This window comes from Variovorax sp. V35 (assembly GCF_041154465.1).
GTDB classification, from domain to species: Bacteria; Pseudomonadota; Gammaproteobacteria; order Burkholderiales; family Burkholderiaceae_C; genus Variovorax; species Variovorax boronicumulans.
Window position 1 is genome coordinate 2,430,286 of sequence record NZ_AP028666.1, and the last position, 13,464, is coordinate 2,443,749.

13 protein-coding genes are annotated in these 13,464 nt (G+C 68.5%); 10 read left to right on the plus strand and 3 right to left on the minus strand.

From position 1 onward, the window contains the following. Positions 1 to 45: 45 nt before the first annotated feature. The 10 genes from ACAM42_RS11180 to ntrC all read left to right on the plus strand — a co-directional run bounded on the left by ACAM42_RS11180 (position 46) and on the right by ntrC (position 10,340). Positions 46 to 786 (plus strand): pseudouridine synthase, encoded by a 741-nt coding sequence (locus ACAM42_RS11180; RefSeq protein WP_369632043.1) that lies wholly within the window; start codon positions 46 to 48, stop codon positions 784 to 786. Between the two features lie 104 nt (positions 787 to 890). After that, on the plus strand, positions 891 to 1,904 hold the full coding sequence (locus tag ACAM42_RS11185; RefSeq protein ID WP_159277730.1) for a YncE family protein: 1,014 nt from the start codon (positions 891 to 893) through the stop codon (positions 1,902 to 1,904). Next, complete coding sequence (locus ACAM42_RS11190; protein WP_369632044.1) at positions 1,888 to 2,718, plus strand: polysaccharide deacetylase family protein; 831 nt, start codon at positions 1,888 to 1,890, stop codon at positions 2,716 to 2,718. The genes ACAM42_RS11185 and ACAM42_RS11190 overlap by 17 nt, the downstream gene beginning before the upstream one ends. Positions 2,719 to 2,734: 16 nt before the next feature. Continuing rightward, entirely contained in the window at positions 2,735 to 3,709 is a 975-nt protein-coding gene (locus tag ACAM42_RS11195; protein ID WP_369632045.1) for a sterol desaturase family protein, read from the plus strand. 56 nt (positions 3,710 to 3,765) lie between these two features. Continuing rightward, the gene (locus ACAM42_RS11200; RefSeq protein ID WP_139703609.1) at positions 3,766 to 4,668 is read left to right on the plus strand and encodes an EI24 domain-containing protein; all 903 of its coding nucleotides are present in this window, start codon (positions 3,766 to 3,768) and stop codon (positions 4,666 to 4,668) included. Then, positions 4,665 to 5,465, plus strand: coding sequence for a molybdopterin-binding protein (locus ACAM42_RS11205; protein WP_167394999.1), 801 nt, complete (start codon positions 4,665 to 4,667; stop codon positions 5,463 to 5,465). The genes ACAM42_RS11200 and ACAM42_RS11205 overlap by 4 nt, the downstream gene beginning before the upstream one ends. A gap of 147 nt (positions 5,466 to 5,612) precedes the next feature. Next, entirely contained in the window at positions 5,613 to 7,028 is a 1,416-nt protein-coding gene (gene glnA / locus ACAM42_RS11210; protein WP_062470904.1) for a type I glutamate--ammonia ligase, read from the plus strand. Positions 7,029 to 7,174: 146 nt separating this feature from the next. After that, entirely contained in the window at positions 7,175 to 7,699 is a 525-nt protein-coding gene (locus ACAM42_RS11215) for a hypothetical protein (RefSeq protein ID WP_095744472.1), read from the plus strand. Positions 7,700 to 7,713: 14 nt separating this feature from the next. Beyond that, positions 7,714 to 8,793, plus strand: coding sequence for a nitrogen regulation protein NR(II) (gene glnL / locus ACAM42_RS11220; protein WP_062470910.1), 1,080 nt, complete (start codon positions 7,714 to 7,716; stop codon positions 8,791 to 8,793). Positions 8,794 to 8,819: 26 nt separating this feature from the next. After that, positions 8,820 to 10,340, plus strand: a complete 1,521-nt coding sequence (gene ntrC / locus ACAM42_RS11225; RefSeq protein ID WP_369632046.1) for a nitrogen regulation protein NR(I) — start codon at positions 8,820 to 8,822, stop codon at positions 10,338 to 10,340. 26 nt (positions 10,341 to 10,366) lie between these two features. Here the strand turns inward: ntrC and ACAM42_RS11230 are convergent, their stop codons facing one another. The 3 genes from ACAM42_RS11230 to ACAM42_RS11240 all read right to left on the minus strand — a co-directional run bounded on the left by ACAM42_RS11230 (position 10,367) and on the right by ACAM42_RS11240 (position 13,404). Next, positions 10,367 to 10,897, minus strand: coding sequence for a hypothetical protein (locus tag ACAM42_RS11230; protein WP_369632047.1), 531 nt, complete (start codon positions 10,895 to 10,897; stop codon positions 10,367 to 10,369). A 5-nt stretch (positions 10,898 to 10,902) separates the two neighbouring features. Continuing rightward, entirely contained in the window at positions 10,903 to 11,688 is a 786-nt protein-coding gene (gene xth / locus ACAM42_RS11235; protein ID WP_139703613.1) for an exodeoxyribonuclease III, read from the minus strand. Between the two features lie 222 nt (positions 11,689 to 11,910). Beyond that, the gene (locus ACAM42_RS11240) at positions 11,911 to 13,404 is read right to left on the minus strand and encodes an ABC transporter permease (protein ID WP_369632048.1); all 1,494 of its coding nucleotides are present in this window, start codon (positions 13,402 to 13,404) and stop codon (positions 11,911 to 11,913) included. Between the last annotated feature and the right edge of the window lie 60 nt (positions 13,405 to 13,464).

The following is a 13,464-nucleotide window of genomic DNA, read 5'->3' on the forward strand; positions in this document are numbered from 1 at the left end:
AAGGCGGTCGTGCCCCTGTCGGCACGGCCGCTTTTTTCATTTTTCATGCATCTGCAAGACATCCTCTATACCCAGGGCTTCGGCACCCGCCGCGTGTGCGCGGGCCTGGTCCAGCAAGGCCACGTGAGCATCGCCGGCGCGGCCGTGACCGACCCCTTCGCCGACCTCGACCCCGAAGGCCTGCGGTTCACCGTGCAGGGCGCCGAGTGGGCCTGCCACGAGAAGGCCTACCTGATGCTGCACAAGCCGGCCGGCACCGAGTGCTCGCAGAAGCCCTCGACCTACCCGAGCATCTACACGCTGCTGCCGTCGCCGCTGCGCCTGCGCCCCAACAAGGGTGCGGTGCAGGGCGTGCAGGCCATCGGCCGGCTCGACCAGGACACGACCGGCCTGCTGCTGCTGACCGACGACGGCCAGTTCATCCACAAGATGGGCTCGCCCAAGCACCACGTGCCCAAGGTCTACGAGGTGACGGCCAAGCACCCGATCGACGAGGCGCAGATCGCCAAGCTGCTGGCCGGCGTGGTGCTCGACGACGATCCGAAGCCCGTGCGCGCGGCCGCCTGCGAGTCCGACAGCCCGCTGCACCTGCGGCTCACGCTCACCGAGGGCAAGTACCACCAGGTCAAGCGCATGCTGGCCGCGGTCGGCAACCGGGTCGAGGGGCTGCACCGCTCGCGCATCGGCGGCCTGGCGCTGCCGGACGACCTGGCGCCGGGGCAATGGCGCTGGCTCACGGCCGAGCAGGTGGCCCAGCTGCGCGCGCCGGTGCCCCGGGCCGCTTGACATAGGTCAAGGCGCCGCGCGCAACAGCGGGTGAGGGGCGTCGGCGGTCAGCTGTTTGTCGGGTTCGACCGTTAAGATTGTTAACCCTCTCCCGGAACCTTCCCTTGCGACTCCCTGCCCGCCCGAACGGCCGCATCGCGGCCTTCCTGCTGTCCTGCCTGTGCCTGACAGCCCTGGTGACCCTCCCCGCCGCGGCGGCGCCGCCGGCCCCTCCACCGGTTTTTGTGCTCAATTCGCTGGACGCCAGCGTGAGCGTGATCAACCCGGTCGACTGGACCGAGAAGCAGCGCATTCCCACCGGCAAGGAGCCGCACCACATCTACATGACGCCCGACGAGAAGTCGGTCATCGTGGCCAATTCGGCGGGCGATTCGCTCACCTTCCTGGACCCGCGCACGGCCGAGGTGCAGCGCGTGGTGTACGGCATCATCGATCCCTACCAGCTGCAGTTCTCGCGCGACATGAAGTGGTTCGTCACGGCGGCCAACCGCCTGAACCACGTCGACGTGTACCGCTGGGACGGCAAGGACCTGAAGCTGGTCAAGCGCATCGCCACCGGCAAGACGCCCAGCCACATCTGGATCGACAACACCAGCACCGTGGCCTACGTCACCATGCAGGACAGCGACGAGCTGATCGCGGTCGACCTGCCGACGCAGACCATCCGCTGGCGCATGGCCACCGGCGCCATGCCCGCCGACATCTTCGGCGCCCACAACGACAAGACGCTGCTCGTGGGCCTCACCGGCAGCGACGGCGTGCAGGTGTTCGACGTGGCCGGCGCCCAGCCCAAGCTGGTCGGCAAGATCCCTACCGGCAAGGGCGCCCACGCCTTCCGCTCGGCCGGCGACGGCAAGACCGTGTTCGTGAGCAACCGGGTCGCCAACACCATCAGCCGCATCGACCTGACCACGCTGAAGGTCGTCGCCAACTACAACGTGCCCGGCGGCCCCGACTGCATGGACGTGTCGGCCGACGGCAAGACGCTGTACGTGACCTCGCGCTGGGCCAAGAAGCTCACGGTGGTCGATCTCGCGAGCCAGAAGGTCGTGCGGCAGATCAACGTCGGCCGCTCGCCGCACGGCGTCTGGACCCTCGACCATGCCAAGCGCATCTGAGCGCGTGCGCAGTTTTCGCACCGCCGGCGTGGCCTTCGCCGTCGCGGCGCTGGCCTGCGCCACCGTGCCGGCGGCCGGTGCCCAGGAAGCCGCCGCCTGCGACAAGCCGGTCTACCTGACGCTGGACACGGGCCACATGGGCATCGCCCCGCTGGTGGCCGACGTGCTCAAGCGCCAGGACGTGCGCGTCACCTTGTTCGCCGCCGCCGAGCGCACCCAGACCGACGGCGACAGCCTGGACGACCACTGGGCGCCGTGGTGGAAGGCGAGGGCGGCCGAGGGCCACGAGTTCGGCTCGCACACCTACGACCACGCCTACTGGCGCGGCGACGTCAAGGGCACGCCGCCCAGCTTTCGCATCAAGCCGTCGGCCGGCCCGCAGACCGGCAAGGAGTCGGTCTGGAGCGCGGCCCAGTACTGCGCCGACATCCGCAAGTCGTCCGACCGGCTGGCCGCCATCACCGGCAAGAAGCCGCTGCCGCTGTACCGCGCGCCGGGCGGGAAGACCTCGCCCGCGCTGCTGGCGGCCGCCAAAGACTGCGGTTATGCGCACGTGGGCTGGTCGCCCGCCGGCTTCCTGGGCGACGAGCTGCCCAGCGAGGCCTTCAGCAACCAGAAGCTGCTGGCCCAGGCGCTCGCGGGCATCCGCCCCGGCGACATCCTGCTGGCGCACCTGGGCATCTGGTCGCGCAAGGACCCGTGGGCGCCCGCCAACCTCGAGCCACTCATCGTCGGCCTGAAGGCCAAGGGCTTCTGTTTTCGGACGCTGCGCCAGCACCCGGACTACCGCGCCTGGATCGCCTCCCACCCTTGAATCCTGAGTTTTCGCCGTGATCGACTGGTTGACCGACGTTTTTTCCGCCATGCAGGGCTGGCTCTTCGAGACCGCCGTGCAGCCGCTGGTGTACGCCATCGGCCTGGGCGGCTGGGCCGAGGACGCCTTCGACGCCACCGGCTGGCTGCTGGTCGGCGTGGTCCAGATCCTCGTGCTCTTGGCCGTGATCGGCCCGCTGCAGCGCTGGCGCGCGGTCGAGGCCGTGACCGACCGCCGCGCGATCCGCATCGACGTGCTCTACACGCTGATCCACCGGCTGGGCCTGTTCCGGCTGGCGCTGTTTTTCACGCTGCAGCCCCTGTTCGACGACCTGCTCGGCAGCCTGCGCATGGCAGGGTGGGGCACCTTCCACCTGGACGAGGCCTGGCCCGGCGTGACCGACGTGCCGTGGGTGGCTTTTGCCATTTACCTCGTGGTGCTCGACTTTGTCGGCTACTGGATCCACCGCGGCCAGCACCAGTTCAACTGGTGGTGGAGCCTGCATTCGCTGCACCACTCGCAGCGCCAGATGACGATGTGGAGCGATGACCGCAACCACCTGCTGGACGACGTCATCCACGACACGCTCATCGTCATCGTGGCGCAGCTGATCGGCGTGGCGCCGGGCCAGTTCATTGCCGTCGTGGCCTTCACCCAGCTCAGCGAGAGCCTGCAGCACGCCAACCTGCGGCTGAGCTTCGGGGCCATCGGCGAGCGGCTGTGGGTCAGCCCGCGCTTTCACCGGCTGCACCACAGCATCGGGCTGGGCCACGAATCGCACGGCCGGAGCACGCTGGGTGGCCACAACTTCGGCGTGCTGCTGCCCTGGTGGGACATGCTCTTTCGCACCGCCAACTTCGAGAACCGCTACGACCCGACCGGCATCCGCGACCAGGTCGAGCCCGGCGCCGACGGCCGGCCGCGCGACTACGGCCAGGGCTTCTGGTCGCAGCAGTGGCTGGGGTTGAAGCGGCTGTTCGGCCGCGCCTGATCCACTCGCGGGCCCGGCGGCTGGCGGGCCGGGGCCTTGCGCTATCCTCGAACCTCATGCGCCTGCTCCTCGACTCCTTCTGGCGCGCGGTGGCCTATTGCATGCTCCCGCGCGTGATCGTGCTGTCGCTCCTGCCGCTGGCGCTCATGGTGCTGCTGGCCGCGGGGCTCGGCTACTTCTACTGGGACGCGGCCGTCGCCTGGACGCGCGAGGCCCTCGACGCCTGGCCGCTGCTGTCCAGCTTCTGGGCCTGGATCGGGCGCCTCTTCTCGAGCGACGTCACGGCCGCGCTGGCGCCGCTGGTGGTGGTGTTCGGCGTCACGCCGCTGATCGTCGTGCTGTCGCTGCTCATCGTGGCCGGCTTCATGGCGCCGGCGCTCACCAAGCTCGTGGCCGAACGGCGCTTTCCCACGCTGGAGCAGAAGAAGGGCGCCTCCTTCTTCGGCAGCGTGCTGCGCTCGCTCGGCGCCACCGTGCTGGCGCTGATCGCGCTGGTGGTGTCGATGCCGCTGTGGCTCATTCCGCCGCTGGTGCTGATCCTGCCGCCGCTGATCTGGGGCTGGCTCACCTACCGCGTGATGAGCTTCGACGCGCTGGCCGAGCACGCCAGCCCCGAGGAACGCGCCGCGCTGCTGCGCGCCCACCGGCTGCCGCTGCTGTGCATCGGCGTGCTGTGCGGCTACCTGGGCGCCGCGCCGAGCATCGTGTGGGCCTCGGGCCTGCTGTTCGCCGCCGCCTTCTTCGTGCTGGTGCCGATCGCCATCTGGATCTACACGCTGGTCTTCGCCTTCTCTGCGCTCTGGTTCGCCCACTACTGCCTCGACGCCCTGACCCAGCTGCGCGCCCAGCGCGCGGCGCAGCAGCCCGCGGCTGGCAGCGGCGACGCGCAGCAGACGCTCGAGGCGGCCGAAGCCACCGAGGCCAACAAGGCCGCTCTTTCTCAATGGAGTTCTCCATGACACGCGCATTCGGTCTCATCGTCGTCGGCGACGAGATCCTTTCCGGCAAGCGGGCCGACAAGCACATGGCCAAGGTCATCGAGCTGCTGGCCGCGCGCGGCCTGCAGCTGGGCTGGGCCGAGTACGTGGGCGACGAGCCCACGCGGATCACCGCGGCCCTCATGCGCGCCTTCGCCTCGGGCGACATCGTGTTCTCGACCGGCGGCATCGGCGCCACGCCCGACGACCACACCCGCCAGTGCGCCGCCCAGGCCCTGCGCGTGCCGCTGGCGCTGCACCCCGAGGCCGAGGCGCTGATCCGCGAGCGCATGCAGGACACGGCCCTGGAGCAGGGCGTGCCCTACGAACCCGACCGGCCCGACAACATCCACCGCCTGAACATGGGCGTGTTTCCGCAGGGCGCGTCGATCATCCGCAACCCGTACAACAAGATTCCGGGCTTCAGCGTCGAGCACGTGCATTTCGTGCCGGGCTTTCCGGTCATGGCCTGGCCGATGATCGAGTCGGTGCTCGACAGCCGTTATGCCGATCTGTTCACCCGCAACGCCATCGCCGAGAAGTCCGTGATCGTTTTCGGTGCGATGGAAGCCACCCTCACGCCCCTGATGCAGGCCATCGAGCAGGCCCATGCCGGCATCAAGGTGTTCAGCCTCCCCAGCGTGGATCACCCGCAGTACGGGCGCCACATCGAGCTGGGCGTCAAGGGCGACCCCGCGAAGCTCGATGCGGCCTATGGCCAGCTCATCGAAGGTCTGCACACTTTCGATGCGAAGCTTGGCCCCGAATTGGTGCGTTAATCTGCATTGCACCAATTTGGTGATTTTTTCCTTTTCCGGCAGCCCCTGGGCCGTCACCCGGGCCTCATCCGGCGGGGTGACAATGGCACAGAAACTGCATCCTCCCGTCCCTGTATTCCTAACCACCATCCAACTCAGGAGAAACTGATGGCAAAGACCGTCGCCGATGTACTCAAGCTCGTCAAGGAAAACGAGGTCAAGTTCGTCGACTTGCGCTTCACCGACACCCGCGGCAAAGAGCAGCACGTGACCGTGCCCGTGTCGCACTTCGATGAAGACAAATTCACCTCGGGCCACGCGTTCGACGGTTCGTCCATCGCCGGTTGGAAGGGCATCGAAGCCTCGGACATGCAGCTCATGCCCGACCCGAACACCGCCAACATCGACCCGTTCTTCGAAGAAACGACGCTGATCCTGACCTGCGACGTGATCGACCCGGCCGACGGCAAGGCCTACGAGCGCGACCCGCGTTCGCTCGCCAAGCGCGCCGAGGCGTACATGAAGGCTTCCGGCCTGGGCGACACCGCCTACTTCGGACCGGAACCCGAATTCTTCGTGTTCGACGGCGTGCGCTGGAAGAACGACATGTCGGGCTGCTTCGTGAAGATCGAGTCCGAAGAAGCCTCGTGGAACACCGACAAGGAGTTCGAGCACGGCAACAGCGGCCACCGTCCCGCAGTCAAGGGCGGCTACTTCCCGGTGCCCCCGGTCGACAGCTTCCAAGACATGCGCTCGGAAATGAGCCTGGTGCTCGAATCGCTGGGCATTCCGGTCGAAGTGCATCACCATGAAGTGGCCAACGCCGGCCAGCTCGAAATCGGCACCCGCTTCAGCACGCTGGTGCAGCGCGCCGACTGGGTCCAGCTGCAGAAGTACGTGATCCACAACGTGGCCCACGCCTACGGCAAGACCGCCACCTTCATGCCCAAGCCCATCGTCGGCGACAACGGCTCGGGCATGCACGTGCACCAGTCGGTCTGGAAGGACGGCAAGAACCTGTTCGCCGGCGACGGCTACGCAGGTCTGTCGGACTTCGCGCTGCACTACATCGGCGGCATCATCAAGCACGCCCGTGCCCTGAACGCCATCACGAACCCCGGCACCAACAGCTACAAGCGCCTGGTGCCCGGCTTCGAAGCCCCGGTGAAGCTGGCCTACTCGGCCAAGAACCGTTCGGCCTCGATCCGCATCCCGTTCGTGGCCAACCCGAAGGGCCGCCGCGTCGAAGCGCGCTTCCCCGATCCGCTGATGAACCCGTACCTGGGCTTTGCCGCGCTGCTGATGGCCGGCCTGGACGGCGTGGAAAACAAGATCCATCCGGGCGAAGCCGCCAGCAAGGACCTGTACCACCTGCCGCCGGAAGAAGACGCGCTGATCCCGACCGTCTGCCACAGCCTGGACCAGGCCCTGGAGCACCTGGACAAGGACCGTGCGTTCCTGACCAAGGGCGGCGTGTTCACCGACTCGTACATCGACGCGTACATCGACCTCAAGATGCAGGAAGTCACGCGCTTCCGCATGGCGACGCACCCCGTCGAGTTCGACATGTACTACTCGCTGTAAAAAGCGCCACGACGAGCCCGCCCCGGCGGGCAAGTAAGACAAAAGGACGGCCCCGGCCGTCCTTTTTCCTTGGTGCGGAACACCCTGTCGTGAGCGGGCCCGAATTGCATCAAAATGCGCGTTTGTCGCGCCCTCTCCGGATCCAAATGAAGACTGCTTCCCTGATTTTCCTGGCCGCCGCCTCGTTCGCCACCGCCACGGCGGCGCTCGCGCAAGAGCGCGTCTGGCGCTGCGGCAACGAGTACACCAACAACGCGACCGTGGCCCAGCAAAAGGGCTGCAAGATCATGGAAGGCGGCAACGTCACCGTCGTGCAGGGCACGAAGCCTTCGGGCGGCGGTGGTGGCAGCGCGTCGTCGTCGGGCGGTTCATCCGCCGCGCGCGCCCCGGCGGGCAGCCCGCGTGTCGAAGGCGTCGACCAGCGCGCCCGCGACGGCGAGGCGCGCTCGGTGCTCGAGGCCGAGCTGCGCAAGGCCGAGGCCCGCCAGACCGAGCTCAAGAAGGAATACAACAACGGCGAGCCCGAGAAGCAGGGCAGCGAGGGCCGCAACTACCAGAAGTACCTGGACCGCGTGGCCGAGATGAAGGCCGAACTCGCGCGCAACGAGAGCGACATCGCCGGCATCCGCCGCGAAATCGGCCGCCTGCCCGGCAAGCCGCAAGCGCAGTAAACGGCGCGCAGTCCATGGTGTTCGGCAAGAAGGCGACTGGCGCCAATCCGCGCTTTCGCGCCTTCGACCTCTTGTCCACGCTGATCGCGGTGGTCAACAGCGACGGCTCGGTGCTGTTCGCCAACGCAGGCCTCGAAGACGCGCTGGGTACCTCGCGGCGCACGCTCGAGGGCTCGCAGTTCGGCGCCTGCTTCCATGAGCCGCAGGTGCTGCGCACCGCGCTCGACGGCGCCAGCAGCAACGACTTCGCCACGCTGCGCTACGAGGCCTTTTTGCGGCGCGTGAACCACGAGCTGATGCCAGTGCAGGTCACGCTGGCGCACGGCGACAAGAAGGGCGAGCTCATCATCGAGATGTCGCCGCTGGAGCAGCAGGTGCGCCAGGACCGCGAGGAGCGCCTGATCGACCAGGCGCAGGCCAACAAGGAGCTCATCCGCAACCTCGCGCACGAGATCAAGAACCCGCTGGGCGGCATCCGCGGCGCGGCGCAACTGCTGCAGATGGAGGTCGAGTCGCGCGACCTCATCGAATACACCCAGGTCATCATCCACGAGGCCGACCGGCTGCAGACGCTGGTCGACCGGCTGCTGGCGCCGCACCGCCGGCCGCACGTGGTGGGCGACGTGAACATCCACGAGGTGTGCGAGCGCGTGCGCTCGGTCATCCTGGCAGAGTTTCCGCGCGACCTGCACATCGAGCGCGACTTCGACGTCTCCATTCCCGAGTTCCGCGGCGACCGCGAGCAGCTCATCCAGGCCACCCTCAACATCGCGCACAACGCGGCGCAGGCCCTGGCCGAGCGCCGCGCGGCGGGCGACGCGCAGATCACTTTCAAGACCCGCGTGGCCCGCCAGGTGATCTTCAACAAGCAGTGGTATCGATTGGCACTGGAATTGCATGTCATCGACAATGGACCGGGTGTGCCGGACACGATCAAGGACCGCATCTTCTATCCGCTCGTTTCGGGCAGGGAAGGCGGGACCGGGCTGGGACTGACGCTTGCGCAAACTTTTGTGCAACAGCATCACGGCGTGATCGAGTGCGACAGCGTCCCGGGCCGAACCGATTTCAAGATATTGATTCCGCTGCCCTAGCGCAGCCCCGGCAACAGAGGAGATGCATGAAGCCGATCTGGATAGTTGATGACGACCAATCGATACGCTTCGTGCTCGAGAAGGCGCTGCTGCGCGAAGACCTGCCCACGCGCAGCTTCACGAACACACGCGAAGTGCTGGCCGCGCTCGAACAGGCCGAAGGCGACGAGCAGCAGGGCCCGCAGGTCCTGGTGAGCGACATCCGCATGCCGGGCGGATCGGGGCTCGACCTGCTCGACAAGATCAAGGCCAAGCACCCCGGCCTGCCGGTCATCATCATGACCGCCTTCTCCGACCTGGACAGCGCGGTCTCGGCCTTCCAGGGCGGCGCCTTCGAGTACCTGCCCAAGCCCTTCGACCTGCCGCGCGCCGTCGAACTCATCCGCCGCGCCGTCGACGAAAGCCAGCGCGAGGAGGTGTCCGAAGAGCGCATGGTCGCCGCGCCCGAAATGCTCGGCCAGGCGCCCGCGATGCAGGACGTGTTCCGTGCCATCGGCCGGCTGTCGCAAAGCAACGTCACGGTGCTCATCACCGGCGAATCGGGCTCGGGCAAGGAGCTGGTGGCGCGCGCGCTGCACAAGCACTCGCCGCGCGCCAACGGCCCCTTCGTGGCGATCAACACCGCCGCCATTCCGAAGGACCTGCTCGAGAGCGAACTCTTCGGCCACGAGCGCGGCGCCTTCACCGGCGCGCAGACCATGCGCCGCGGCCGCTTCGAGCAGGCCGAGGGCGGCACGCTGTTCCTCGACGAAATCGGCGACATGCCCTTCGACCTGCAGACGCGCCTGTTGCGCGTGCTCAGCGACGGCCATTTCTACCGCGTGGGCGGCCACAACTCAGTCAAGGCCAATGTGCGCGTCATCGCCGCCACGCACCAGGACCTCGAGCAGCGCGTGAAGCTCGGCGGTTTCCGCGAAGACCTGTTCCACCGCCTCAACGTGATCCGCCTGCGCCTGCCCGCGCTGCGCGAACGCGGCGAAGACGTGCCCGCGCTCACGCGCCACTTTTTGCAGCAGAGCGCGCGCCAGCTGGGCGTCGAGCCCAAGCGCATCTCCGACGCGGCGCTGGCCAGGCTCGCGGCCTTCAACTTCCCGGGCAACGTGCGCCAGCTCGAGAACATCTGCCACTGGCTCACGGTGATGGCGCCGGCGCAGCTGATCGAGTCGAAAGACCTGCCGCCCGAAGTGATGGCGGGCAGCGGGGCGGACGTGCATGCGGCGGTGGCCGAGGCGGCGGCGCCCGTGCAGGCTGCGGCGCCGTTGGCCGTCGAGCGCGACGCGTCCGCGCCGGTGGTCGCGGTCCCCGAGGCGGTGCCAGGCGCACCGACGGGCCCCAGCGCCTGGGAAAGCGGCCTCGAGGCCGAGGCTCAGGCGCTGCTCGCCGCAGGCCGCACCGACGTGTGGGACGTGCTCACGCGCCGCTTCGAATCGCGGCTGATCCTCACCGCGCTGGCCAACACGCGCGGCCGGCGCATCGAGGCGGCCCAGAAGCTGGGCATCGGGCGCAACACCATCACCCGGAAAATCCAGGAACTCGGTATCGAATGAAAAGGCCCTCCCAGGGCCTTTTTTTATTACCGGCTGCGCTGGCCGAGCGTGAGGGAATCGAGCTGGAAATTGCCGCTCTTGTCCCAGAGCCAGGTGTCGACGTACGTGTGACCGCCCAGCTTGCCGGGGCTCGGCAAGGGCGAGGTCGCCTTGACCAGCTCCGCGATCATCGGCGGCACCTCGGGCGCATGGCTGGGCACGCGGCTGAACGTGACGTTGGTGACCTTGCCGTTCGCATCGATCTCCGTCTCGACCACCACCACGGCGTACACCAGCGGCGGGATCTTGCCTTTGTAGATGCGGCTGGCATACGCCTTGTAGATGTGGCGTGCGCCGGTCTTGCGGTACGTGCGGATCGCGGGCGTCTGCGCGGTGATGAGCCGCACGGTCGGCACGTCGCGGCTGCCTTCGGTGGCGGTTGCGCCGCCGGGCGATGTGCTGCCCGTGCTGCTTTCCGATCCGCCGCCCGGCTTGAGCACCGAGCAGGCGGCCAGCGCGAGCGCCGCGGCGGCGATCGCGGCGGAACGGGCAAGGCGTGCGGCGATCGGCGTCGTCATGGCCGTCAGGCGCCCGCGCCGAGTTCGAGCACCACCGGGGCGTGGTCGCTCGGCTTTTCCCACTTGCGCGGCACGCGGTCGATGACGCAGCTTTTCACCAGCGGCCGCAGCGGTTCGCTCACGAGGATGTGGTCGATGCGCAGGCCGCGGTTCTTCTGGTAGCCCAGCATGCGGTAGTCCCACCACGAGAAGCTCTTTTCGGGCTGCTCGAACATGCGGAAGCTGTCGGTCAGACCCAGGCCGAGCAGCGCCTTGAAGTGGTCGCGCTCTTCGGTCGTGTGGTGGATCGTTTCCTTCAGGCCCACGGGGTCGAAGCTGTCGCGGTCCTCGGGCGTGACGTTGAAGTCGCCCAGCAGCACGAGGTTCGGGTGCGCCGCGAGTTCACGCGCGATGTAGTCGTGCAGCGCGTCGAGCCACTTCATCTTGTAGGCGAACTTCTCGCTGCCCGGCTCCTGGCCGTTCACGAAGTAGCCGTTCACCACGCGCAGCGGGCCCGAGGGCGTCTCGATGGTGGCGGCGATCACGCGCGATTGCTCGTCGGCGAAGTTCTCGATGTTCTTCACCACGTCGCGCACCGGCGCCAGGCTGAGGATGGCCACGCCGTTGTAGGTCTTCTGCCCGAACACCGCCGCCTCGTAGCCGGCCGACTTCAGCACCTCGAGCGGAAACTTGTCGTCGGTCATCTTGAGCTCCTGCAGGCACAGCACATCGACCGGGTTGGCGATGAGCCAGTCGAGCACATGCTGCAGGCGCGCGGTGAGGGAGTTGACGTTCCAGGTGGCTATTTTCATGAGGGCTCTGCGTATTCGGTTATCGGGGGCGGTCGTGCGTTCGCAGCCGGTCGGTGAGGTCTCTGTGCAGGCGAAGGAAGTGGCCGCGCCCAGACCCGGAAGGAAGGCGTGTCGGCAGCGAGACCGCGACAGTGATTTCCATCGCGGTATTTTGCCTCGCTGGATCGGGATGCCGTGTAAGCGAAGGCGAGGGGCGCGGAACCGCCGACCCGCCCGCCGGCGCTAGGGCTGACGGTACCAGCCCAGCTCACCCTGCAGGAACTGGGCGGCCTCGGGCGGCAGGTCGTCCGAGTCGAAGAAGCTCGCCACGGGCCGCTCGACCACGATGCGCCCCGCGTGCAGGTAGGCCACGCGCGTGGCCAGGCGCTTGGCCTGCCCGAGGTTGTGGGTGCTCATCACGATCGTCACGCCGCTGTGGGCGACCTCTTCGATGAGCGCCTCGATCTCGTTCTTGGCGCCGGGGTCCAGGCTGGCCGTGGGCTCGTCCAGGAACAGGATGTCCGGCTGCAGCGCCCACGCGCGCGCCAGGCCCAGGCGCTGCTGCTGGCCGCCCGACAGCGAGCGCGCCGAGCGCTCGGCATGTTCGAGCAGGCCCACGCGCGCCAGCGCCAGGCCGCAGCGCTCGCTGCGCTCGGCGGCCGGCACGCCCGCCAGCCACAGGCCCACCCACACGTTGCGCCACACCGAGAGGCTCAGCAGGAACGGGCGCTGGAACAGCATGGCCGCGCGCGGCAGGCGGCCTTCGGGCCGCAGCGGCAGGCGCTCGCAGCGCCCTTCGCAGGGCAGCAGGCCGTGCAGCAGCCGCAGCAGCGTGGTCTTGCCCGAGCCGTTGGCGCCCACGAGCACGAGCCGGTCGCCACGGTGCAGGGTCAGCGAGGCCTCGTCCAGCGCGACCAGCGCGCCGAAGCGCACCGTGGCGCGCTCGAGCCGGATCAGCGGCACCGTGCCGGCCACGGCCGGCGTGTGCGGGGCGGGCGCGCGGCGCATCGCGCGCGGCTTCGCCGGCGGGGCGGTGTTCAGCGGACGCGTGGCCAGCCATTGCAGCAGCCCGATGGCACCGTTGACCGCGCCGACCACCGCCAGCAGCACGATGCCCAGCGCCAGGGCCAGCGCGAGGTCGCCCTTGCTGGTCTCCAGTGCGATGGTGGTGGTCATCACGCGCGTGACGCCGGCGATGTTGCCGCCGACGATCATCACGGCCCCCACCTCGGCGATGGCCCGCGCGAAGGCCGTGAGCAGCACGGTGGCCACGCCCATCCGGTCGTGCACCAGCATCAGCAGGGCGGTGGCCAGCGGCCCGGCGCCCAGCGAGCGCAGCTGGTCGCCGCCGTCGGCCAGCGCCGCCATCACGAGCCGGCGCGACAGCGCGGCGATCAGCGGCGTGACGAGCACGCTCTGCGCCACCACCATCGCCGACGGCGTGAAAAGAATGCCCAGTTCGCCCAGCGGCCCCGAGCGCGAGAGCAGCAGGTACACCAGCAGGCCCACCACCACGGCGGGCAGGGCGAGCAGCGTGTTCACCAGCCACACGGCCAGCGCATGCCCCGGAAACCGCGCCACCGCGAGCCAGGCGCCCAGCAGCAGGCCGAACAGCGCGCCGATCAGGCAGGCCGTGGCGCTCACCTGCAGCGAGAGCGCCGTGATGCGCACGAGTTCGGGGTCGGCGCCGGTGATGAGGCGCCAGGCCAGTGCCCAGCCTTCGGTCACGGTGTTCATCGAGAGACGGCTTTCATCGCCAGCGCGAGGCCGTGCGCATTGCGCAGCCCGGCCCCGTCA

What these genes read in the sequence shown, in the direction of transcription:
- ACAM42_RS11180 (WP_369632043.1), top strand. Translation starts at nt 46, where the DNA reads ATGCATCTGCAAGACATCCTCTATACCCAGGGCTTCGGCACCCGCCGC.
- ACAM42_RS11190 (WP_369632044.1), top strand. Translation starts at nt 1,888, where the DNA reads ATGCCAAGCGCATCTGAGCGCGTGCGCAGTTTTCGCACCGCCGGCGTG.
- ACAM42_RS11240 (WP_369632048.1), bottom strand. Translation starts at nt 13,404, where the DNA reads ATGAACACCGTGACCGAAGGCTGGGCACTGGCCTGGCGCCTCATCACC.
- glnL (WP_062470910.1), top strand. Translation starts at nt 7,714, where the DNA reads ATGGTGTTCGGCAAGAAGGCGACTGGCGCCAATCCGCGCTTTCGCGCC.
- ACAM42_RS11230 (WP_369632047.1), bottom strand. Translation starts at nt 10,897, where the DNA reads ATGACGACGCCGATCGCCGCACGCCTTGCCCGTTCCGCCGCGATCGCC.
- ACAM42_RS11205 (WP_167394999.1), top strand. Translation starts at nt 4,665, where the DNA reads ATGACACGCGCATTCGGTCTCATCGTCGTCGGCGACGAGATCCTTTCC.
- xth (WP_139703613.1), bottom strand. Translation starts at nt 11,688, where the DNA reads ATGAAAATAGCCACCTGGAACGTCAACTCCCTCACCGCGCGCCTGCAG.
- ACAM42_RS11200 (WP_139703609.1), top strand. Translation starts at nt 3,766, where the DNA reads ATGCGCCTGCTCCTCGACTCCTTCTGGCGCGCGGTGGCCTATTGCATG.
- ntrC (WP_369632046.1), top strand. Translation starts at nt 8,820, where the DNA reads ATGAAGCCGATCTGGATAGTTGATGACGACCAATCGATACGCTTCGTG.
- glnA (WP_062470904.1), top strand. Translation starts at nt 5,613, where the DNA reads ATGGCAAAGACCGTCGCCGATGTACTCAAGCTCGTCAAGGAAAACGAG.
- ACAM42_RS11215 (WP_095744472.1), top strand. Translation starts at nt 7,175, where the DNA reads ATGAAGACTGCTTCCCTGATTTTCCTGGCCGCCGCCTCGTTCGCCACC.